At 51.8% G+C, this 24,086-nt stretch carries 16 protein-coding genes and 1 tRNA gene; 13 read left to right on the top strand and 4 right to left on the bottom strand.

Features of this window, described 5'->3' with window-relative positions; genetic code table 11:
• Positions 1-186 precede the first annotated feature (186 nt).
• Positions 187-1,824, bottom strand: coding sequence for an OFA family MFS transporter (locus tag JQN73_RS13025; RefSeq protein ID WP_205319321.1), 1,638 nt, complete (start codon positions 1,822-1,824; stop codon positions 187-189).
• A 293-nt stretch (positions 1,825-2,117) separates the two neighbouring features.
• Here JQN73_RS13025 and JQN73_RS13020 point away from each other — a divergent pair, with 293 nt between their 5' ends.
• The 3 genes from JQN73_RS13020 (at position 2,118) to JQN73_RS13010 (ending at position 5,197) form a co-directional block, all read left to right on the top strand.
• A complete protein-coding gene (locus JQN73_RS13020) occupies positions 2,118-3,194 on the top strand; it encodes a substrate-binding domain-containing protein (RefSeq protein WP_205319320.1) in 1,077 nt (358 codons plus the stop codon).
• A 145-nt stretch (positions 3,195-3,339) separates the two neighbouring features.
• Positions 3,340-4,122: a basic amino acid ABC transporter substrate-binding protein gene (locus JQN73_RS13015; protein WP_205319319.1), complete on the top strand. Its 783-nt coding sequence runs from the start codon at positions 3,340-3,342 to the stop codon at positions 4,120-4,122.
• Between the two features lie 331 nt (positions 4,123-4,453).
• A complete protein-coding gene (locus JQN73_RS13010; protein ID WP_205319318.1) occupies positions 4,454-5,197 on the top strand; it encodes an amino acid ABC transporter permease in 744 nt (247 codons plus the stop codon).
• A gap of 108 nt (positions 5,198-5,305) precedes the next feature.
• Here JQN73_RS13010 and JQN73_RS13005 read toward each other — a convergent pair whose 3' ends face one another.
• Entirely contained in the window at positions 5,306-8,716 is a 3,411-nt protein-coding gene (locus JQN73_RS13005) for an exodeoxyribonuclease V subunit beta (RefSeq protein ID WP_240162568.1), read from the bottom strand.
• A 71-nt stretch (positions 8,717-8,787) separates the two neighbouring features.
• A complete protein-coding gene (locus tag JQN73_RS13000) occupies positions 8,788-11,565 on the bottom strand; it encodes a PD-(D/E)XK nuclease family protein (protein ID WP_205319316.1) in 2,778 nt (925 codons plus the stop codon).
• Between the two features lie 444 nt (positions 11,566-12,009).
• Here JQN73_RS13000 and trxA point away from each other — a divergent pair, with 444 nt between their 5' ends.
• The 10 genes from trxA (at position 12,010) to JQN73_RS12950 (ending at position 23,395) form a co-directional block, all read left to right on the top strand.
• Entirely contained in the window at positions 12,010-12,336 is a 327-nt protein-coding gene (trxA, locus tag JQN73_RS12995) for a thioredoxin TrxA (RefSeq protein ID WP_205319315.1), read from the top strand.
• 171 nt (positions 12,337-12,507) lie between these two features.
• Complete coding sequence (gene rho, locus JQN73_RS12990; protein ID WP_205319314.1) at positions 12,508-13,770, top strand: transcription termination factor Rho; 1,263 nt, start codon at positions 12,508-12,510, stop codon at positions 13,768-13,770.
• 429 nt (positions 13,771-14,199) lie between these two features.
• A complete protein-coding gene (locus JQN73_RS12985) occupies positions 14,200-15,498 on the top strand; it encodes an MFS transporter (RefSeq protein ID WP_205319313.1) in 1,299 nt (432 codons plus the stop codon).
• Between the two features lie 212 nt (positions 15,499-15,710).
• Positions 15,711-15,980, top strand: a complete 270-nt coding sequence (locus tag JQN73_RS12980) for a type B 50S ribosomal protein L31 (protein WP_205319311.1) — start codon at positions 15,711-15,713, stop codon at positions 15,978-15,980.
• 308 nt (positions 15,981-16,288) lie between these two features.
• On the top strand, positions 16,289-18,049 hold the full coding sequence (locus tag JQN73_RS12975; RefSeq protein ID WP_205323351.1) for a glycosyltransferase family 39 protein: 1,761 nt from the start codon (positions 16,289-16,291) through the stop codon (positions 18,047-18,049).
• 94 nt (positions 18,050-18,143) lie between these two features.
• Positions 18,144-19,511 carry an MATE family efflux transporter gene (locus JQN73_RS12970; protein ID WP_205323350.1) on the top strand — a complete coding sequence of 456 codons (1,368 nt, stop codon included), beginning with the start codon at positions 18,144-18,146 and terminating at the stop codon, positions 19,509-19,511.
• Between the two features lie 117 nt (positions 19,512-19,628).
• Positions 19,629-19,713, top strand: a tRNA-Leu gene (locus JQN73_RS12965).
• Between the two features lie 212 nt (positions 19,714-19,925).
• Complete coding sequence (locus JQN73_RS12960) at positions 19,926-20,873, top strand: LysR family transcriptional regulator (protein WP_205319306.1); 948 nt, start codon at positions 19,926-19,928, stop codon at positions 20,871-20,873.
• Between the two features lie 138 nt (positions 20,874-21,011).
• Positions 21,012-22,010, top strand: coding sequence for a 4-hydroxythreonine-4-phosphate dehydrogenase PdxA (locus JQN73_RS12955; RefSeq protein WP_205319305.1), 999 nt, complete (start codon positions 21,012-21,014; stop codon positions 22,008-22,010).
• Positions 22,011-22,102: 92 nt separating this feature from the next.
• Positions 22,103-23,395, top strand: a complete 1,293-nt coding sequence (locus tag JQN73_RS12950) for an MFS transporter (RefSeq protein ID WP_205319304.1) — start codon at positions 22,103-22,105, stop codon at positions 23,393-23,395.
• Between the two features lie 324 nt (positions 23,396-23,719).
• Here the strand turns inward: JQN73_RS12950 and JQN73_RS12945 are convergent, their stop codons facing one another.
• The gene (locus tag JQN73_RS12945; protein ID WP_205319303.1) at positions 23,720-23,965 is read right to left on the bottom strand and encodes a hypothetical protein; all 246 of its coding nucleotides are present in this window, start codon (positions 23,963-23,965) and stop codon (positions 23,720-23,722) included.
• Positions 23,966-24,086 lie beyond the last annotated feature (121 nt).

Here is a 24,086-nt window from a genome sequence, read left to right as displayed (position 1 = left end):
AACGTCTTTTCTGTTATATTTTGCGTGCTCACAGGCAATCTCCTACCAATACGTCGAATGGCGCGCCGGGCTGAAATATCGTAACGCCCTCGCGTTGAATTTGTTTATGCGCTTCTGTTGCACGTTCTGCTGCATGTTCTGCGTCGGGTCCACGCGTGCTGCGTGTTCCCGATCGCAGTGACCCATTTATTTGAATAGCACCGCTGCTTTTTGTAATGTCGTCGCGATACCCCATACCAATGGAATCGCCACCGCAGCCCAGGCCAGCATCAACAGTGCCGGACTACCGCCGCTGCCAATGCGCGACATATCGACCACAACCGGTGCTCGGGTGTCGGTCGTTGCTATTTTCTCGTGCGCACGATGCTTCTCACGTTCCAGCTCTTCCGGCGTCATGAAATACTTTTCCGCCACGGGACGAATCATCAGATTGCATATCAGACCGACTACAAGCATGCCTGCAAGGATGTACATCGTCGTGTTGTAAACCGCTTCCCGCGCTATCCCCAGGGACAATTGATATTCGCGCATGTAATTAACGACGACCGGTCCCAGAATTCCCGCTGTGGCCCATGCCGTCAACAAACGGCCATGGATTGCGCCGACCATTTGCGTTCCGAACAGATCGGCCAGATACGCAGGTGCAGTCGCAAAACCGCCACCATACATCGATACGATCAGACATACCGCCGTCACGAACAACGCCATGCTACCAGCCGCTCCTGACCATGGAAGTGAGACAAAAAGAATGAAGCCGAGCACAAAAAATATCATGTAGGTCTTCTTGCGCCCCAGGAAGTCGGAACATGATGCCCATACAAACCGACCGCCAATATTAAACAGGCTGATGAGACCGGTAAATCCTGCTGCGATGGCCGCAATGGCACTCTTCTGTTCCAATGATAGATTGGAAAACGTCGTCGCACCCCCAAGCAAGCGGCCGCCAAAAACTTCCTGCAACATCGGCGAAGCCATACCGATCACGCCGATTCCTGCCGAAACATTCAAACACAACACCAACCAGACCAACCAGAATTGAGGGATGCCCCAAATTCGGCTGACATGCACATGCTTCTGCGTAATCATGGTGTTGCTAGACGGTGCAGGTGGCGACCAGCCCGCCGGTTTCCAGCCCGATGGCGGAATTCTGTAGCCAAACGCACCTGCCATCATGAATACAAAATAACCCAAGGCCAGCACCACAAAAGTCTGCCAGACGCCGACGTCGGTGTCGCTGGCAAAATATTGCATCAGCTTGAACGCTAGCGGACTGCCGATCAATGCGCCACCGCCGAAACCCATAATCGCCATGCCGGTCGCCATTCCGCGCCGATCGGGGAACCATTTAATAAGTGTTGAAACCGGCGAGATGTAACCTAAGCCCAAACCTATGCCGCCAATGACGCCTGAGCCCAGCCACATCAACCAGATTTGATGCAGATACACGCCGAGCGCCGAAATAAGTAAACCGCCGCACCAGCACAATGCGGCAACGAAACCCGCTTTGCGCGGCCCAACCCGCTCCAGCCAGCTACCCCACACTGCGGCGGATGTTCCCAAAATGACGAAGAACATGGTGAAAATCCAGCCCAGCATCGAGATCTTCCAATCGCAAGTGCTGGCGAATATCTCTGCAAAAAATCCAATATCCTTGCCGCAGGCTAATGATTCCTTGATCCCGATTGCCTTCGACAATGGCAACCAGAACACCGAAAAACCATAGGCCATTCCGATGCACAAGTGAATCGCCAGCGCTGCGGGTGGTACAAGCCATCGGTTGAATCCAACCCCAGCTATCGTCCGTTCTTTTGATAAAAGGCCCATATCTCCCCCTATTTTTTTAGATATCCCGTTATATGTATTTAATTACATATGATGTCACCGGAGATTGATTTTATTTTACTATTTTACTTATAGCTTACACTAAGAATACCACCAACCACCAGAACCTGTAATATGCAATATATTACATATTTAAGAGCCTGAGTTTTCAAGAATTATTGTATTCTTAGGGCTATTCTCCGGACCTGAGTCCGAAACGAAGTCGCGCCATAGTCCCAACACCGTAAATAGAGAACAAGACGTGGTTTTTGGCAGGGCACTGATGAAAAAACCAAATGTATAAAGTCACCATCAAACCGCACTGGGAAATTGGACAAGGGTCTGACGCTGTCCTCGATACGTCGGCCTTATTGATATTATTGACTTCGATCAGAGAAACCGGTTCGATTTCAAACGCGGCCAAAGAAACGAATCAGTCTTATCGGCATGTCTGGGGAATGTTGCGGGCGGCCGAACAGCTCTTCAGTCACCCGCTGGTGATAACGGAGCGCGGTCGCGGCAGCGTTCTTACCCCGCTCGCAGAAAAATTAATCTGGGCCGACCGTCGGATTGCCGCTCGCCTGTCGCCGACCTTAGATAGCCTGGCGTCAGAATTGGAAGGCGAGCTTAGCAAGGCGGTCGCCGGCTCCAATAAAACCATTCGACTCAATGCGAGCCATGGATTCGCGGTTGCGGCGCTATTGAATCAATTAAATGCCATCCATCTACCCGTGGATCTACGCTATCGCAGTAGCATCGATGCGGTCGCCGCGCTCTCCCGCGGCGAATGTGATCTGGCAGGTTTCCACGTGCCGTTCGGCGAATTTGAAGACGCCATCATTGCCTTGTATGCACGCTGGCTCAACAAGAAAACGCATTGTCTGATTCATTTGGCGGTGCGCGATCAGGGTCTGATGGTCGCAGCGGGCAATCCGAAAAACATACGCACTCTGCCCGATTTGTCTGCTGATGGTGTCTTGTTCGTTAATCGTCAGACCGGTTCGGGCACCCGCGTATTGTTAGAGATGTTGCTCACCAAAGCCGCTGTCGAGTCGCAAACGATCGACGGATTTGAGAGCACCGAATTTACCCATTCTGCAGTAGCGGCCTTTATTGCCAGTGGCATGGCAGATGTGGGATTTGGCGTGCAAACCGCTGCAGCACGTTTCGGCCTTGAATTCATTCCATTGGTGCGCGAGCGCTATTTTTTTGCACTACCCATCTCAGCCATGCAAGATCCGCTGATGCAGCAACTTATTACGACAATTCAAACCGATACTTTCCGAGAAGTGGTGAACCAATTAGCGGGATATGACGGCAGCGCGACTGGCGACATTCTCACCCTGCAGGATGCTTTTGCGTATCTGCGCTGATTGCGGGCTACCATTTCTAAGCAACTATTATAAAAATATCAATAGCTAAGTAAAACCTCTAAAATATTCTAAATCGGTCATTTTAGCGATCCACACTTTAAAATGGCGGGCTGTCCGCAATTGGTGGACCTCCCGGAGAATATCGATGAAAAAATTATCTAAGGCGTTGCTATGCGTAGCTTCAAGTGTTGTTCTTTTAGCTGCATGCGGCAAACAGGAGAGCAAAGAGGCACAGACCGGGGCACCGGTCTATGTGGTCGGCGCAGAGGCGACCTTTGCACCCTTTGAGTATCAGAACGCCCAAAATCAGATCGTCGGCTTTGATGTCGATCTGATCAATGCCGTGGCCGATAAAGCTGGTTTCAAAGTCAAGTTTGTCAATACACCTTTCGAAGGCATCTTTAATTTTCTCGCGCAAGGTGACCGCGACCTGCTTGTGTCCGCAATTACGATCACCGATGAACGTAAACAGACAGTCGATTTTTCTGATCCCTATTACGAGTCAACGCAGTTGATTGTTGTTCCCAAGGGCTCTACCGTGACAAAATTCAGAGATTTGGAAAAACTGACGGTTGGGGTACAAAGCGCCACTACTGGCGATGAACAGGTTCAAAAATTACTAGGAAAAAGTAATCCCAAAATCAAGCGTCTGGAATCGGCGACTTTAGCGTTAAAAGAGCTGGAGGGTGGCGGCGTTGACGCGGTAGTTCTGGATACTGGTCCGGTAAAAAATTACGTCAAAAATAACCCCACGTTGGGTTTCCACTTTATTTCCGACCCGGATTTCCCGAAAGAATATTACGGAATTGCGGTCAAAAAAGGCAACACCGCTTTACTCGCCAAAGTGAATCAGGGACTAGCCGCGATCAAAGCCGACGGCACCTACGACAAGATATTCAAGAAGTATTTTTCTGAAGACGCGAAGTAATGACAGCTTAATGGCAGTTCTTAGCGGCAGTTCTTAGCGGCAGTCCGGTGAACGACACTGTTGACAAAATTTATGCGAAGTATTTTTCGAATAAAGCTTAGAATCATTTGGCCGAATTATCTCAATGCCAACGATAGCGTAAATGAATGTGGGTCAGCGCCAACGAATACGGTATAATTTTTTCGCCTAATTTTTACGCGCCACAATGCGTGTCGCTTCACAGTCTTTCGGATGAAAAGGTAGCAGTCGTCAGGACTGCTGCTTTCGAGACAGACTAGCGGTCCACGCATTTTTTATTCATTCCGCCGCATCGTTTTCTTTTCAAAAAAATATGGATTTTCACTGGGACATCGTCGAGGATTACGCGCCACTGTTCGTTCAGGGCTTTTTCATGACTGTGCAGGTTGCGGTCATCAGCATCATTATCGGCACCTTCCTCGGTCTTTTCCTAGGTATGTTGCGGGTTGCTGAAGTCAAACGCGGACCATGGAAATGGCCGTTTCTTCTGGTAAAAGCCCTAGCCAGTTTTTACGTTGCTTTTTTCCGCGGTACACCGCTATTTGTACAGATTTTGCTGATCCACTTTGCAGTCATGCCGCTCTTGATCCATCAGGACGGTGGTTTGCTGATTTCAGGCGAACTGGCCCGGACCATCAAACAAAATTACGGTGCATACATTTCAGGCGTGACGGCGCTATCCTTGAATGCGGGCGCTTACATTTCTGAAATTTTTAGGGCGGGAATCAAGTCCATCGACCGAGGACAAACCTACGCCGCATCCAGCCTGGGAATGGGATACAGGACCACGATGCGTTACGTGGTGCTACCGCAGGCGTTTCGCCGCATGTTGCCGCCACTAGGCAACGAGGCCATTACCCTGCTCAAAGACTCGTCACTGGTATCGGCGATAGGTTTGGCAGAACTGGCCTACGCAGCTCGCACAGTAGCGGGTGCTTACTCTCGCTACTGGGAGCCTTACATAACGGTTTCCGTAGTGTATTTCACCATGACGATCTGTCTTGCTACACTTGTTTCACAGCTGGAACGTAAATACGCCGCGCCCGGGCGTCATTAGCCAAAGTAAGGATTAAGCGACTCGGCAAGCGTGAGTAAAATCACTTTTGCCCTTTTGTCTATGGCAATACGGCAACCCGGCAGTACTTCTGCACGTTCGCACTCCTGCTTAAGCGACTTCCCACATTTGGCCATCGGTCGTGATGACCGCTGTCCTCAGCGTCTTACCTACGAATACTTGCGCTGCGGCGACGCGATAAGCCACCAACTGCGCCTGATATCCCGCACGTTCACTGTCCAGCAACTGACGTTTGTAATCCAGTATCCAGACTTCCTCTTCAAACATGACCACCCGGTCGAAACGCAATAAAACATCCGTCATCACTTCCATTTCATTCCGGGCCGCAATGTGCAATCCCGGATTAAAGAAATGGGTCAGCGATGGTTGCGCCAGGATGGTCCTGGCTTGTTGCGCCACAATCGAAGCCAACGCGGGTGAACACGGCAGCCAGAGCGCAATCGTCGCGGCGTCCGGCACATTGATCGGCCAATGCCCATGCTGGGTCAAGCGCTCCAATAAGGCATGCAGTGCAATCCCTTCTTCGATAGCTTCATTGCTGACGCTAGCCGCTTCTTCCACTGTCATCTCTTCAATAAACAATGACGTTAGAGACGACGCCGTTGGAAGAGCAGTAAGTGCCTGCTTCAACGGCAATGCGGTCGGATCGAATATCGGCAAGATAAATCTGGCATCTGAGTCTGCGTCGGCGACAGCGACGGGATCATCGTTAGTGTTGCTAATCGATTGCAAAGAATCCAATGAGGTTTCCGGCACCCACTCAAGACGTGCATACCAACTTCCTTGCGTCACTCCACCCGGCGCGCTATTCCGTGCCCCGGCAACGCCACTGATGATCAGTAACTGCTTGGCGCGGGTGGTCGCCACGTACAGCAAATTCCAATCTTCTTGCGTCTTGAAGCCCTCCTCGGCCGCAAATAAAAGGTCACGTGCGGCACCACGGTCAGCGGCACGACCAAACGCTGAAAAATGCACCGGCGCGTCTTCGTCTTGCGGCCAGTCACATAAAATACCGATATCATCGCGTGCCGGGTCACTGTGATTTGCGTCCAGCAGCACCACAATCGGCGCTTCCAGACCTTTTGCGCTGTGCACGGTAAGTATGCGTACCGCATCAATCGAGGCATCGATACTAGCCTCATCCGGTGCGTCACTTTCAGCGGTGTTTTGTAGCACGCGCAATGCATCGATAAATTTGGGCAAACTTGGATAGCGTCCGGCATCCATGTTCAACGCCAAAGCAATAAAGGCTTCAATGTTGCCTATCGCCTGACTGCGTGTCAACGGTGTCGCCGCCTGCGCATAGCGTTCGATCAATTGCCCTTGATGCAAAATCACATCCAGCAAATCATGTACCGATAACCGTGGCGAAACTTCCAACCAGGACGTCAACAGTCGCGCAGCCCGCTGCAATGCATCAGAAGCTGGGGCTACTTCCCCCTCTTGCACAGCCGCCAAAAGGCGCGGCCACCAGTTCTTTTCACTCCGTTGTGCCAATCCGATTAAATCGTTATCGGCTGCGCCAAAAATGGGCGACTTCAGCACATGCGCCAGTGCACGGCTGTCATCGGGCGTAATCAAAAAAGTAAGCAACGCAATCAGGTCAGAAATTTCCAGCGATTCCAGCAAGCCACCGCGCCGATCAGACAGATACGGAATGCCGGCCGCCCGCAGCGCGTGTTCATATGCGCCCAGATGTGTACGTTTTTTTACCAATAGCATGACGTCGGACCAGCGTACTTTGCGGAGACTGGTACCGGTCTTAATAACCACCTGCCGACGCGCTGCGATTAATGACTGCGCCACGCTGGCACCCTCGTCGCGCCGCCTGGCATCCTCCGATACCTCACGCGCGATCAACAACGGATTACGCAAACCCTGCGGCACCGAAGATAGATCGGATGACAAATCGGATGAGAAGTCGGATGGCGCGGCGATGCTCTGTTGGATCAACGGCAAACGCCACACCGCCCCACCCTCTTCGCCCAATGTGGATTGCGCGGAAAATAGCGGATTGGCATAAAAACTGGCATTCAAAACATCAATAATTGCTGTCGCGTTGCGACGCGTCTGGTTGGCTTGCAGCACCGTTGCACCTTGTCGCTGCAACAGATCTCGTGCTGCGACAAACACGCGTGGCTCAGCCCGTCTGAAACGATAAATCGATTGTTTTGGGTCTCCAACTACGAACACACTGGGTTGACCGGCGTCCTCACCATAGGCATTCAGCCATGCCCGCACAATACTCCACTGTAGCGGATTGGTATCCTGGAACTCGTCCAGCAGGATATGCTTATAGCGGGTATCCAGCCGGCTTTGAATATACGCCGCGCTCTCAGGATTGGTTAATAATCGATAGGCCTGCCATTCCAGATCGGCAAAATCGAAAACCCTCTGCTCGGCTTTAATGGCCTGATAAATTTCTACTTGCGCATTTCCAACGACGAACAAAGCGCGGTTCAGCGCCAGGACGCCGCGTTCACCGCTTCGGCGCCGCAACAATTTAAGTGCTGATCCCACGTTCGAAAATTCTTCATCAAAAGCGCTGGCACCATCGGCCCCAAAATTATTCTCCAGGGCTTTCTTTAAATTATTGGTCTTGGCGTTGCTCCGCGATTTTCCATTGTCATCAAAAAATTCATGGCACAGAGCGTCAAAATTTTCTAAACCGGAACCTCGTGTCAATGACGTTTCAATCGCCGTTGCACGTTTTTGATTAGTCGCGGTACCCTGTCCGAGTAACCACGCAATGCTTTTTATTTTGGCGGTCAGCTGCTGGTCGTCCCACAATGACAAGCGGGCATCGACTTCAACATCGTCCCCGCACAATTCGGTCAGCCAGCCTAGTGGCGCATCGAGATCACGCGGAGACATGCTGCTGGCCCACCACTCCGCCCGCTTGCTAACGAACGCATTTAGCAGCTTGCGTGCATTCCCGTCGCCGACCAACTGATATAAATCGAGTAGAGATTGCTTGGTGTCTGCATTGTCTTTATCGTTCAGCGATTGCATAAACCGCCGATACGCATCGGCAAGCAATTCACCGGTTTTGTCGGTCAGGGTGTAGCCATGCGGCACGCCGGAATTCAACGGTGCGATTTGCAGCAAGCGTGCAAACCAGCTATGAAAAGTATCGATGGAAAGGCTTTGGGGACTCGACAATACACGTTCGTACAAGCTGCGGGCGGCAGGCATGGTCTGCCTCAAATCCTTCTGCAAGATCCCGCGCTCCAGAAGCAAGGAGCGCACTTGCTCATCCGGCTGCAACGCCAGCTCTTGCAACAATTCAAGCAAGCGTTCGCGCATTTCCTGCGCTGCCTTACGCGTGAATGTAATCGCTAGCAGTTCCGACGGCGCAGCGCCGGCCAGGAGCAAGCGCAACATCCGCGCCACCAACAGCCAGGTTTTTCCACTACCGGCGCAGGCTTCCACCACAACAGAATGATGCGGGTCACAGGCGGCGTTGACGAAACGCTGAGCTTCCACCGGCTCGCCATTCATTTGGTACGGATGTGCGGTCACGCTACCGGCTTCATCAGTGCGGCGGTCCGGCCCGGGTGTGAGGTCATCCATTACCACGCTCCCTTACGGCATAAGCCACGCACATCACAATATTGGCACACTGATTCGGTGCCATTGGCAACCAAGGGAGCGCCATCGGAAATTGCCTGCATTGTGTCCTTGATGTGCACTTCCAACATTCGTTTCGCCTCTTCATAATCTTGCGCAGCGACGTCGCCGATTTTGTCCTTGGTGGTTTCCAGCGCCACGTAATGTGCTGCGTCTACCGGCACGTCTGATAAAAGGCCGTAAAAGGCCAATTGGTGATCTTCGTGGTCTTTCAATTTCTTGTTTAACACCACCACACTGTTGGACTTGTAATCCAGCACCGCGCGCTCACCCGCTTCGTTTTCATCAATTCTGTCAATGCGCCCATGTAACGTCAGTTCGCCGCTTCGCAACTGGATCAGTTTTTCATAAGCCTGTTCACCAAAGACGAAGTGCCAACCATTCGCTTCGCGTTCATTGGCCCATACTACATAAGCTGAAATCACTTTTTGCCAACGGGCATAAAACCCTAGCGCAGCCGCATTTTTGGCGATGACTTTGTCAAATAATTGTTTAGAGATGTCCACCAATATTGCCACGCGCTGATCATACGCGTCATCTTGATTCGAGCTGGACTGATCGCGAATGGTTTCGTGATAAGTCTCCAGGATTTCGTGGAGCCAGCCTCCGTAGTCGCGCTTCTCCGGCATGTCCGATAGCTCGTCTAACGAAGTCAGGCGCAGCATCCGCTGGGCAAAAAATTGATAGGGACAAGAGACGAAACTATTGTAGCCACTGGACGACAGACGCGCCGGTCGCAAACCGCCCGCAACCGGCGCTGGCATGGCTGCCGGTATCGCCATCAGATTGCGCTCGGCGATCATTGCACGATGGCGTGGTAACGCGGCTGCTCCCGATTGCGCGAGTGTCAGTTGCAGGCGCTCAATCCAGGGACTGGCGGGATTAGGTTCGCCATCTTGATGGGCTTGCCAGGACAATACCACCAGCGGATTCATTGCCAGCAGTTCCGCTACATCGCGCATTTGCTGACGTTGACGGCTCTCACGGGTCGCCAGATCCAGCTCGCGTCGTACCGTATTCGCAAAGAACAGCGTTTCTTGGGGCTGCGACGGAAGATGACTGCTGTCCGCTCCTACCAGCAATACAGCATCAAAGTGACGCAAGCGAGCGCCATTCAGCGGCAACATGACCACACGGCGGTCGCTGGCGGGACTGATGAAGCTGGTCTCATCCATTTGCAGGTTAACCAGGGCGCGCCACTCCGGGAATGAAAATAACGTATCTGCACTTTCGTCGCCACGCTCCGGTGCCTCCTCGCCAGCGATATTATGCAACATCAATAACACTTGCTGACCGGCGGGGTCGGCGGTCAGCGCAGCGGTCATACCGAGCGCGTCCAGCGCAGCGCCTGTATTGATCCAGCCGCGCAACGTTTTACGACCAGCGTATAGGTTGGCCTGCTGCGCCAGCCGGGCGACAGTGTTCTGCGCCTCAGGAAGATCAGTCAGCGCATGAATGACACTATTCCATTCGCCGAGAACATTGGCGCGTCGCAGCGCAACTTCGATTGCCATCACCTGCGCCGGCTTATCGCCAAGATCAGTCAGCACAAAAGGTGATTTCAAAAAATCCAGCAAAGCAGTTGTTTCACCGCGCTGAGTCACCAGATCAAACCAGGCTGCGATGGCCGATGCGGCGCGGGTCGTCGACAATTTCCAGCCGGTCTCGTCGGCAACGTGAACCTGCGCCCGCTCCAGCAACGCACGTATTCGGCGCGCAACAACGCGATCTTGCGCCACAATTGCCAGTTGCATTTTTCCTGCCTGCAACCAGTCCAGTACCGTTTGCGCGCCTTGTACTGCCTCATCTTCGATGCTTTGGGTCGGACACAGGGCGATACCGGACGGCAGCGTCACATTGAACTCAGGCGAAGCAAAGAGATCGTCGGGAGGCGCGCTGACCGAATTCTCATCTTCTGCGGCGGCCTCAATTAACTCCGGCCACGCTATGGCATAGGCCGAAGCAAGGGCACCAGCCTGCCAGTCCAGCGTTATGAGCAAAACTGGCTGACGTTGCGCATAGGCATGCAGGAACGCACGCTCCATTGGTTCCGGTTCGACAGAACTGATCCATGCTAGCGGCGCGTTCGCCTGTGCCGCAAATTGCAGCATCTGTTCAAAACGCACTGCAAGCGCGTCATCGCCGTCAAGCTGACTTTTCCAGATCGACCACACCAGTTGCGTCTCGTCGGAAAGAAGCTGGCGCGAACTTGGTGTCAACTGCTCAAGTGCCGCCTGCCACCGCGCCGCAGCGTCGCTGGCATTCTGCATCGATGGCAGTAATGCCTGGGTCAATTCGTCAGACAGGGAAAGCAGCGTTTGGGCCAGCGGTAACAGATCGGTATTCCTGCGTGCGGTAAATATTTTTTTCAACCATGCGTGCTGACGTAATTCCGAATACAAACGCATCAAGCGTTCACTGCCAGAACTCGCGGTGGGTGCATTCTGCGCCGGTGGCAAGGTGTCCAGCAGCGCTGAAAGGGTATTGATGCGCGGAGGTATAAATGCACCCGGCAGCATCGCCCCCAACGCGCCCTTTAATAAATGCGCGTGTGCAAATGCTGGAACTATCACTCGCCAACCAGACAGATCACGATTATTTTCGCAACCGGTTTCACGTGAGGCTGTCGATAAAACCCGCGCCACCTCCGGCCAAAATCCGTTCGAAGGTGGAATAGCGTGCTGCGTCAAACGGGACTGCAAAAAGGAGCTAGACAACATTAGACTCACAAAATAAGGGGATGAAGGAAACCTGAAAGGCTGTCGGAATGAGAGAAGACCGGCGATAAAACGACTGGCTTGGTCGCTTTTCTGCGCTAATCGCAAATTCAGGCAGCGTCCCGGCCAGAGCAATAAATCTGCCGCGCAGCTTCTTTTTGCAACAACTGTTTTGCATTTTATGCGAGCAATCGGCAAATTTACGTAAAAATAAAGCAAAAAATAAGATCACAATCTCCTCTCATCATTAAAATCGGTTATGATTTATTACACTTCCCGCCGCAACACCTCTAATCGCACCCTTAAAACTTGAAGTCTCGCACGGCATCCCCACTTATTCATTAGAATAGGGTTCCAATGCGGGATCCAACGCAGGCAGCCATCCAGGTGAATTAGATCAGTTGACTTGGCACACATTAATTCTTTTTCCCTCTTCCAGAGGAAACCATGAGCGAAAACATTAAACACATTACCGATGCATCCTTTGAACTAGATGTTCTTAAATCAGACAAACCTGTATTGGTCGATTTCTGGGCCGAATGGTGTGGTCCCTGCAAAATGATTGCACCAATTCTGGAAGAAGTCGCCAAGGAATACGACGGCAAAATCCTGATTGCAAAGATGGACGTAGATTCAAATCAGGCAGTCCCTGCAAAGTTCGGAATCCGCGGTATTCCAACCCTGATTCTGTTCAAAAACGGTGTTGCGGCAGCTCAAAAAGTCGGTGCGTTAGCAAAAGGTCAGCTAACATCGTTCATCGATAGCAATATTTGATGTAAACTGTATGTCATGGCAGCGGTGCGCCCGCACCGCCGCTTATATTTTCAGAGACAAAGTACAATTAAAGTACGCGTAAAGTAGAGACACAGTACAAGCAAGATACTACTCACACCACGAAGTTCCCTCCCCCACCAGACAATTCCCACCCCGGGATACTCATATACTATGCATTTATCCGAATTAAAGGCGCTACACGTCTCAGCACTGCTAGAAATGGCAATTGGCTTAGACATCGATAACGCAGCGCGCTTGCGCAAACAAGAACTGATGTTCGCTATTTTGAAAAAACGTGCGAAATCAGGAGAACAAATTTTTGGCGACGGCGCTCTTGAAGTCCTGCCTGATGGTTTTGGCTTTCTGCGCTCGCCCGACGCCAGTTACATGGCGTCCACCGACGACATTTATATTTCGCCCTCACAAATTCGACGTTTCAATCTGCACACCGGTGACTCGATTGAAGGCGAAGTCCGCACTCCGAAAGATGGCGAACGCTATTTCGCTCTGGTCAAGGTTGACAAGGTCAACGGCGAATCACCAGAAGCCTCCAAGCACCGTATTCTGTTTGAAAACCTGACACCGCTGCACCCGAATAAACCTCTTCCACTAGAGCGCGACATGCGCGGTGAAGAAAATATTACGGGCCGCATCATCGATATGATAGCGCCGATCGGCAAGGGTCAGCGCGGTCTGCTGGTGGCTTCGCCAAAGTCCGGTAAATCGGTCATGCTGCAACACATCGCACATGCGATTACAACCAATCATCCTGACACTGTGATGATCGTCTTGCTGATCGACGAACGTCCGGAAGAAGTGACCGAAATGCAACGGTCAGTGCGCGGCGAAGTCGTTGCCTCGACATTCGACGAGCCTGCCACACGGCACGTTCAGGTTGCTGAAATGGTGCTGGAAAAAGCCAAGCGCCTGGTCGAAATGAAAAAAGACGTGGTGATTTTGCTGGATTCGATCACCCGACTGGCACGTGCCTACAATACCGTGATCCCTGCCTCCGGCAAGGTGCTGACCGGTGGTGTGGATGCGAATGCGTTGCAACGTCCGAAGCGCTTTTTTGGCGCAGCCCGTAACATCGAGGAAGGCGGATCGCTGACCATCATCGCGACGGCGCTTATCGAGACCGGTAGCCGCATGGACGATGTGATTTATGAGGAGTTCAAAGGTACCGGCAATATGGAAGTCCACCTTGAACGCCGCCTTGCCGAGAAGCGCGTTTATCCGTCGATCAACTTGAACAAATCGGGTACTCGCCGCGAAGAATTATTGATCAAGCCAGATCAGCTGCAAAAAATCTGGGTCTTGCGCAAGTTGCTCTACAGCATGGATGAAATCGAAGCGATGGAATTTATTCTCGACAAAATCAAGTCGACCAAGACCAATCTGGAATTCTTTGACATGATGCGTCGCGGCAATTAATCAAGCCGATTAGCTAATCCGAAGCCGTTGTTGAATTTTAAAAAAGAAGGTCTGACCCGTGCAAGCGTGTCAGACCTTCTTTGTACCTGGCGGTCACAAATGGATTTTGTTTTCGAGGCGGCGAAAGATTAGCGGGGAATGAGATTTCGTCTTTTTACCCGCGCAATTTTTCGATTGGCTCTAGACATAATCATCCGATAAGAACAGAATTGTGGCGAGTATCACCACCCTTATAATAATTAACAAATATACAACTTTAGGCACTCAAAAAATTCGCAACCACCTTTTCGATCCAGTCTAGAGATAGTAATGTGACAACATCTTGAACATCGTAGATCGAGAACGCACATTTTTGTGCCTCGGCTAAACCCTCATCTCGGGCGAAACGACAATTCTATTCTTCAAATTTTATTTTTCTGGCGGAAAAACATGACAACCAACCAGTCCAGTCCATCGAAATTCGGTACCGTCTTGCGCGTTACCAGCGGTAATTTCATGGAAATGTTCGATTTTTTCCTTTTTGGGTTCTACGCAACACACATCGCAAAGACGTTCTTCCCAGCGAGTGATGAATTCGCGTCGCTGATGCTCACCTTCATGACCTTTGGCGCAGGGTTTTTAATGCGTCCATTGGGCGCAATCGTTCTGGGTGCCTATGTTGACCGCATTGGTCGCCGCAAGGGCCTGATCGTCACCTTGGCATTTATGGCAGTCGGCACCATGCTAATTGCCTTCGTCCCCGGCTACGCTACTATCGGCTATCTGGCACCGTTTCTGGTATTGGTTGGACGTCTGCTGCAGGGTTTTTCGGCTGGCGTTGAGCTTGGCGGAGTCTCTGTCTATCTGTCGGAAATGGCAACGCCCGGTCGCAAGGGTTTCTATGTCAGCTGGCAATCAGCCAGCCAACAAGTCGCTATCATCGTCGCTGCGGCACTGGGTTATGGTCTTCAAGTATGGCTTGAGCCAGCACAAATCGCTGCCTGGGGCTGGCGCATTCCGTTCTTCGTCGGCTGCATGATTGTGCCGGTGTTGTTTGTGATACGCCGTTCTTTGCAAGAAACAGAAGAGTTTTTGGCCCGCAAGAAGAAGCCGAATATGCGCGAAATTTTGCGCTCTATGGGCGACAACTGGGGCATCGTCGTGGCGGGCATGATGTTAGTTTCAATGACAACGGTCTCGTTCTATCTGATCACGATCTACACCCCGACGTTCGGTAAATCAGTCTTGAAACTTAGCACGACAGACGCATTGATCGTCACGTTCTGCGTTGGCATATCCAATTTTATCTGGCTCCCAATCATGGGCGCATTATCTGATCGCGTTGGTCGTCGCCCATTGCTGCTGGTGTTCACTGTTTTGACCATCCTCACTGCGTATCCGACATTATCCTGGTTGGTGGCAGCACCGAGCTTCGAACGGATGTTGATCGTTGAACTATGGTTGTCGTTCTTGTATGCAAGTTACAACGGCGCGATGGTTGTAGCCCTGACCGAAGTTATGCCGGTGGACGTGCGAACTGTTGGGTTCTCTCTGGCGTATAGTCTCGCCACCGCGATTTTTGGTGGATTTACACCCGCGATTGCAACCGGCTTGATCCAAATGACCGGTAACAAAGCCGCGCCCGGTCTATGGATGAGCTTTGCCGCCGTGTGTGGCTTGATCGCCACGCTGGTCCTATACCGGAAAAGCGGGAATCAACAAACTGCTGCAGTAAAAGCATCGGCTTAATCCAAAAACAGTACGGTTTTTAGCACTGCAGGGCTGGCGGCATTTTGTTGCAAGTTGGCCCTGCAAATCCCTTCAGCGACAGAATCCACTGATAACTTACAGTTTTACTGTATAATCGCGTGTTTTCCACCTTGGCAAGTGATCGACAATCGGGTCAAGAAGCATGGCGACCGACGAAGTGACGATTGGCTACCGAATTTTAAGAGGCAACAATGAAAGACGGCATTCACCCAAATTATCGTGAAGTTTTGTTCCAGGACATGTCTTGCGATTTCAAATTCGTCACACGTTCTACAATTCAAACACGCGAAACAGCAAACTTCGAAGGTAAAGACTATCCTTTAGTGAAGATTGAAGTTTCTTCGGAATCGCACCCGTTCTACACTGGTCAACATAAAATCGTTGATACAGCTGGTCGCGTTGATAAATTCCGTAAGAAATTCGGTACCGTTGGTTCGAAAACATCGGTCGCTGCAGGTTAATTCCCATCAGCGCATTCGAAGTTTAAAAAAAGGCAGCCATAGCTGCCTTTTTCAATTTTTGGCCCCGGATTTTCAGTTCCATGTACGCGCTCTCTGTCACCAAACCGGGAAATGCCTCGGCGATATCAGGACGCCTTGACTAAGACTGTGCGGTGTCTGGCTAAACGTAAGCGATCGTAAGTGAACCGTCACCAAGCGGTTGAATCGTTATAATTGCTAAAGACTTTGTGCCTGATACTCTGTGCCCTGTGGCGTTTTTGCGGCACAATACTCCCCCCAACTTACTATTCTCATAAAGCCATATCGTGATGAAGCCAGTCCGTCTTCCCGCTTCTGCTACCAGTGCATTGCCGCGTTGGGGATTATGGGCGCTTGGCCTTCTCTATATATTGCCGGGCTTGTTCGGTCGCGACCCGTGGAAAAATGACGATGCGTCGAGTTTCGGCATCATGTGGACCATGGCGCACGGCAGCCTCAGCACGTGGCTGGCGCCGCAAATCGCCGGTTTGCCAATGCCAGGAGAAAGCCCTTTAACCTACTGGGTTGGGGCTATCTGCATCAAGTTATTTGGGTGGTTGCTGGGTGATCCGCTGGCCGCACGTTTTTCTACCATCATTTTCTTTTTGGTTGGCTCGCTGTCGGTGTGGTACGCCACGTATCTGCTCGGCCGCAGGAACGAAGCGCAGCCGCTGCGTCTGGCGTTTGGCGGTCAACCAGAACCCCGAGACTTCGGCCGCACACTAGCAGATGGCGCTTTTCTCATCTATCTCGGCTGTCTCGGCTTGCTGCTCCACAGTCACGAAACCACCGCAAAAAGTTTACAGATGTCGCTGGTCGCCTACGCGATCTACCTCGCCGTCCGCCTGTTCGATACCCCGCCTTCCGGTGCGGAAAATAACGCCTCAAATAAGACTTACTCCCCCATTCATAGCGCCGCATTACTTGGCATAGCGCTAGGATTATTGACACTGACACGGGGTTGGGGCGTACCGGTCGCCATCTTCCTGGGTTTAATTAGCTTTGCCCTGCTACGTCAAAAGTCTCTCGCAACACATTTATTATTAGTGACCCTTCCCGCCGCCATCATTGTTAGCGGCGCCTGGTTCGCGGCTGGATATTTTATGCTTCCAGAGGGGAATGATTTCGCTTTTTGGCAGGCTCAAAATCTCAAACAATTCGGCTGGCCGACCCTGCATGCGTTCGCCTATTTCATTAAATATGGCATCTGGTTTGCATGGCCGGCATGGCCTTACGCTGGTTGGGCTATTTACGCCTGGCGTCAACAACGGCATGCGCTCCATATTGCGTTACCTCTGGCATTTTTAATCAGCTTGAGCGTCATGATTTTGCTCATACCAAGACCGGATGAAGGCGTGTTATTGCCACTGTTACCGGCGCTGGTTATTCTGGCCGCGTTTGGCCTGCCGACGATGAAGCGCGGCGCGATCAACGCAGTTGACTGGTTCGCAGTAATGACGCTCAGCACGTGCGCAGCGTTCATCTGGATCGGCTGGATCGCCAAGGAAACCGGCTGGCCCGCCCAAATCGCCAAAAACGCCTACAAGCTGGCACCCGGTTTCAAACCAGGCTTTAATATGACCGCAGTGGTCCTCGCCATTCTCGGTTCCATCTGCTGGATATTGCTGGTTAACTGGCGCCTTTCCAGACGGCCTGCAGTGCTCTGGCGTGCCGTTGTTTTATCTTCAGGCGGTGTTGTACTGTGCTGGTTGCTCCTGATGACGCTCTGGTTACCGTGGATCAATTACGGTAAAAGTTACGCTGGCGTTGCCGAACAAATTAACGACCATTTACCGACGGTGAAACAATGTGTCGACACCAATGTCGGCCCTGCACAGCGCGCTTCATTCGCCTATTTTGGTAACGTACCATTTTCCCAGTTGAGCCAGGAACGTTGCGATATATTGCTATATCAAGACAATAACAACACCAAATCGGACGACGCAGCGCTCAAACGTGCGTTTAGCGGGCGCTGGAAATTACTTTGGACCGGTCGACGTCCTTCTGATAGAGACGAACGTTTCCGTTTATATCAGCGTGTCGGTAATTAATGGACTCTCACCGTCCACTAATCCTTTAAAACCAACCATTCATTCCACCAACTACGAGCCGAACATTACACTTTCATTCTTTCACCAAGCCAAAATTCGACTCGGCCGTTCTAACACGATCCGTATTGCCAAACTTGCGTGGCCCATCCTTGTCGGGCAACTGGCGTTGGTATTGAACGGTGTCATCGATACCGCAATGACATCGCGCTATTCTGCAACGGATCTCGCCGCATTGGCCTTAGGCGGCGCAATCTATGTCAGTGTATTTGTCGGTCTCAGCGGAGTCCTCCAAGCGCTTTCGCCGATTATCGGTCAGTTATATGGCGGCCAACGGATGACAGACATCGGCTATCAGGTTAAACAAGGCACCTGGTTAGCGTTATTCCTCTCGCTGTTCGGTTGTATCGTACTGCTCTTCCCGCAACCATTTTTGTCAATCGCTCACGCATCACCATTACTCAGCGCGAAAGCGACTCTGTATCTTCAAATTCTGGCGTTAGCGCTCCCGGCAACGCTCGGTTTCAATGTCTACTCGGCACTCAACACCGCCGTGTCGCGGCCCAAGATGGTGATGGCCATTAAACTCGTCGGCGTGCTGCTCAAATTTCCGCTGAACGCCCTATTTATTTTCGGTGGTTTCGGCATTCCAGCGCTCGGCGGCCCCGGCTGTGCGATTGCGACGACTCTCATCGCATGGGTGATGTTATTGATCGGCTGGCTGATCCTGCGCCATAATGGTTTTTACAAACAGTTCGCGCTGTTTCATAGTGGTTTCGTCAGACCACATTGGCGCGCGCAACGCGCTTTGTTAAAACTCGGTATTCCGACCGGCCTGAGCTACTTCATTGAAGTCACCGCATTCACCTTCATGGCGATTTTCATCGCGCGACTGGGAGAGACCGCGGTCGCGGGTCATCAAATTACCGCCAATTTTGCGACGGTGCTTTATATGCTCCCGTTGTCCATAGCGATTGCTACAGGAATACTGGTAGCCCAAGCGATCGGCGCGAAGGAACTCGATTCCGCGCAACGCATAGGCTATTCCGGCATCCGCCTGGCAGCCACCTGCTCGGCAAGTCTCGGCGTAGCAATCTGGCTTTTGCGCGCGACCATTATTCGCGCCTACACGCCAAACGAAACCATCATCGCCGCAGCGATGCCGCTATTTATATTCATCGGCTTCTATCAACTATTCGATGCCATCCAGTGCAGCACTGCTTTCGTTTTACGCGCTTATAAAGTTGCCATTATTCCGACCATCATCTACGCCGTTTCGCTATGGGGAGTTGGTTTGGTATCCGGCTACATTCTGGGTCTGAATCCGTTCGGGATAAGTCCACCAGCCTTGCATGGCGCGTCCGGATTCTGGATGGGAAACAGCGCCAGCATTGCGTTGGTCGCCGTTAGTCTGCTCATTTATTTGCACACCGTACAACGCCGTGCCAAACGGCAACGGCTCTAATTTAACCAGCCGTCATGAAAAAACTGTCGGGCTAATCATTTATCCGATAAAAATACCATTTGATTGCTCAAAGCTATTGATCTGACGCATCAAATACGCCATAATGCTGCACGCGTTGCCGAGATGGCGGAATAGGTAGACGCACGGGACTCAAAATCCCGCGCTGTAAGGCGTGCCGGTTCGATTCCGGCTCTCGGCACCAAGAACACGTATTACAAAGTATTAAGAAGTCCAGAAACCCGTTACCTTCACAGGCTAACGGGTTTTTTGTTGTCTCAGGTCTTTGACAGCCAGTGAGCCGGGCCCATGCATACATCAAATTATCCCCAACAGATGTGGCTGATTGATCGCCTACTCTTTAAGTGGTTAAATAACCCCACTATTCATGACTAACTGCATTGAGAGCTTCTTTTTATGTCATTGACTTCTGTTCCTGAGCCGAGTTTGAAGCACGTTCATTTCGACTTGACCACGCTGCGCCTGTTCGTGGCTACCGCAGAGCTTGGTGCTGTCACCAAAGCGGCCGAGAGTATCCATCTGGCTCCGGCGGCTGCTTCCCGGCGCATTCAAGAATTCGAGGCGCAATTCGGAATAACGCTATTCGATCGCCTTCCGCATGGCATGGCGCTGACCGATGCCGGAAGAACACTATTGCGGCATGTCCGCAGCATGATACATACCGTGACCCGCATGCAGGACGACGCTGGCGCATTCCGTCACGGCACCATGGGTGTGGTGCGGGTGGCTGCCTGCACTTCCATGGTCTTGCAATTCCTGGCGGCCGATATCCGTCGTTGTCACTTGCAGTTTCCTGGGATCAAGATAGACCTGATTGAACTCAACAGCCAGGCAGTGCTGGAGATGGTGACGCGCGGTTTGGCCGACATTGGCATTTATGAAAGTACGCTAGGTGCCAGCACGTTACCGAATCAGCTTTACCGCGAAGACCGTTTGGTGCTGGTAACGCCTGCCGCGCATCCACTGGCGGCCCTGCTTAGTGTCACCCTCGAAGATATTCTGCCGCACAACCTTATTGGTCTGAGCGAAGGCGCTGCTATTTCTCTTACTCTGGGTCGCCTGGCCGCAGAAAAGAATCGCATACTGCATATGCGCATGATGGTGCGCAGTTTCCAAAGCATGGTGGCGATGATTGCCGAAGAAATCGGCATCGGTTTGATGCCAACTAAAATTGCCGCCCAATTGGCCGGCAGTCCACAATTCTGCTGCATACCGGTGGCCGAACATTGGGCTACCCGCAGTTTTATTCTCTGCCATCAACCAGCCCACGCCATGTCCCTCGCTGCGACAACCATTCTGCAAGCACTGACCACATCGGTTTCGCAAAATGCGAATCCTGCATAAGCAAAATAACGATGGATTCGCGGCCCGCCTCGCCGCTATAGTTACCCATCGTTTTTTGCGTAAAAAATCTCCTGGCTGAATTTCTGGTGCATGGGCTTTCGCAAAAAAATCCTCCGCTTGAATTTCACAGGATCCTCTATGCAAGTAGCAAATATCTCCCTCGGAAAAACTGTCAAACCGCATATCGTTCTAACCATCGGCGACCCGGCCGGCATCGGTCCTGAACTCGTACTGCGCATGCTCTCTACACCCGCTATAGCGGCACGCGCGCAAGTCACCCTTATCGGCAACCATCCAGCATTGCTGCGTGCGGCGGCAGTGACTGGCCTACCACCACTGGTCGCGTCGGACTGGCTCCACATAGCTCAGTGGGATCGCATGGAGCAAGACTTTACGCCGGGCGTGGCGGCAAAAGAAAACGGCAATTTCATCCTTGAATCGCTGACATTGGGGACCAGACTGGTCACCAGCGGTCAAGCTGATGCCTTGTGCTTTGCGCCGCTTAACAAAGGTGCCATGCGTCTGGGGGGAATGCAGGAAGAGGATGAAATGCGCTGGTTCGCCAACCTGCTGAATTATCACGGCCCCTGTGGCGAACTCAATATATTGGACAATCTTTGGACTGCGCGCGTCACGTCACACGTTGCCTTAAAAAACGTTTCCGCCATGCTGACGCCCGAAGGCGTGTGTGAAGGTATCCGTACGCTAACCGAAGCTTTTCGCAGCGCTGGCAAAGCCCATCCACGTATAGGTGTATGCGGCTTCAATCCTCATAATGGCGATAACGGCAACTACGGCACCGAGGAAGGTGATGTCATCGCGCCTGGCATGGTACTGGCAGCAGAGCAAGGCTATCCTTCCAGCGGTCCGTTTCCGGCAGACACTATTTTTCTGCGCGCCAGGAACGGTCAGCTCGATGGCATCGTCACGATGTATCACGATCAAGGACAGATCGCTACAAAATTACTGGGCTTCGATATTGGCGTGACCGTCGAAGGCGGTCTCCCGATTCCGATCACTACCCCGGCCCACGGTACTGCCTACGACATTGTCGGGCAAGGTCTCGCCAAAATCACAGCCATGGAAAACGCCTTCGAATTGGCCTGCAAAATGGCGCAGGGGCGGCGCCAGTCCTGAGTCCGGCTGCCCCCCCTCGGATGTGTAGCGTTTAGTCCGTTTATAGTTAATTAGAGCACCCTTAAGGGGCCAACCTCATGCAAGGAGACTCGATGCAAATTGCTCAATCAGGGCGTGCCACGCACGTCCAGAAATACATGCTGGCGCTATTCTGCGCCATGTCGTTCATCCTCTACCTGGACCGCGTCAATCTGGCCGCAGCAGCAGGACCGATTAAGGACGAGCTTGGCTTATCGAATATTACCTTGGGGCTAGCGTTTTCTGCATTCGGCTATACCTACGCTCTGTTCCAGATCATTGGTGGCTGGTTTGCGGATCGTATCGGTGCAAAAAAAACCTTGATCGTGTGTGGCGTTATCTGGGTAATTGCTACTATAGCGACTGGTTTCATCACCGGTCTGGTATCGCTCATCCTGGCGCGTCTGTTGCTCGGGATAGGCGAAGGTGCGGCACTTCCGGCCCAGAGCCGCGCCATTGCAAACTGGTTTCAGCGCAAGGATCGTGGCTTTGTACAAGGCATTACCCACTCTTGTTCCCGGCTCGGTAATGCTGTGGCTCCCCCGATCGTGGCGTTGCTGATTATCCTGCATTCCTGGCGAGCAGCGTTCGTGATCGTCGGTGCCATGACTTCACTGTGGATAATTGCATGGATCTTTTATTACAAAGACAATCCGCGAGAACATGCCGCGATCAATGAAGCGGAACTGGCACGTTTGCCGGAACCGGTCAGTGATGCCGAACGCCATGCCAAAACACCTTGGAAAAAAATCTTTAGTCGTATGGCACCGACTATTTTTGTCTATTTTTGCCAGGTCTGGACCAATACGCTGTTCTTCAGCTGGGTGCCGATTTTCTTTATGAATGCCTATCACCTTGATCTCAAGAAGTCCGCCATCTTTGCCTCCGGCGTATTTTTTGCTGGCGTGGTCGGCGATGTAACCGGTGGCTTGATCAGCGACCAGGTGCTTAAGCGTACCGGCAATCTCCGTCTGGCCAGGCAGAGCGTCATCGTGCTCAGTTTTCTGGGCGCGATGTGTTTCTTGATTCCTGTCATGATCAGTAAAGACATCGGTGTAGTTGTATGGTGTTTGTCTGGGGCTTTCTTCATGCTGGAACTGACCATAGGACCAATTTGGGCTGTGCCTATGGACATCGCTCCCCTCCATGCTGGTACTGCCAGCGGGATGCTCAATACTGGTGCGGCGTTGGCCACTATTATTTCTCCTGTGGTGTTCGGCGCGGTGGTGGACCTGACTGGCAACTGGAGTCTGCCGTTTATTGCATCGTGTGTCTTTTTAGTGATAGGAGCGATCGCCGTGACACTGATCAAACCCGAGCGCGATATGCATTACGTCAAGCCTATCCGAATGCATGCCGTTATCTGAGTGGATTCTTCCTCGAATGGACGCTTCCTTTAGGTCCATTTCTGAGTTCTGTTCAATTACTACTGTTGGCTTTTTACGCGCACATTCTATTGCCAAAAACGTCCAATGCTCGACTCTCACTCAGCAAAACTTATTTACACCGTAAACGCAAAAGCGACCTATCGACTAGAAAGTCGATAGGTCGTCAATGAGGAAAGGGCCGAGTAAGCTTACTTCCGCAATATCTGCAAGATTGCCGTCGATCATATATGCGACCTGACACAGAATTTCTGCTAACGCATACACCGAAACAATCTGCAAATACCGACTAAGGAATGCCCTTAATCAATGCTTCATATCAGGTTTATCCATTCCATCTTTGTTCATAGTGCCCGAACTGGTCGAGCTTTTTTTCATTTTTTTCTTCGTGGTCTTCTTGGTAGGAGATGACATCGCACCGTTATCCATCGCCCCGGTGGAGGACGCATCAGTGCCCGAAGTGCCGCTTGGCATTGTTGCGTTCGTTTGTGCCGATGCTACGCCGGAACCAATTGCCATCAAGACGGCCAAGCTCAGTAGATATTTTTTCATTTATCGCTCCAATATATAAAATGCACGCTACGAGGTGCAAACCGTCGGAGAATCATTAATATTGTGTTTCACCGAAAAAGTGGATTCTTCAACTGCACACAACTACACCATACCGCGCTGC

Origin of the sequence: Glaciimonas sp. PAMC28666 (assembly GCF_016917355.1) — a bacterium.
GTDB lineage: Bacteria > Pseudomonadota > Gammaproteobacteria > Burkholderiales > Burkholderiaceae_D > Glaciimonas.
Note: the sequence above shows the minus strand (reverse complement) of the source record. Positions and strands in the feature narration are given on the sequence as shown.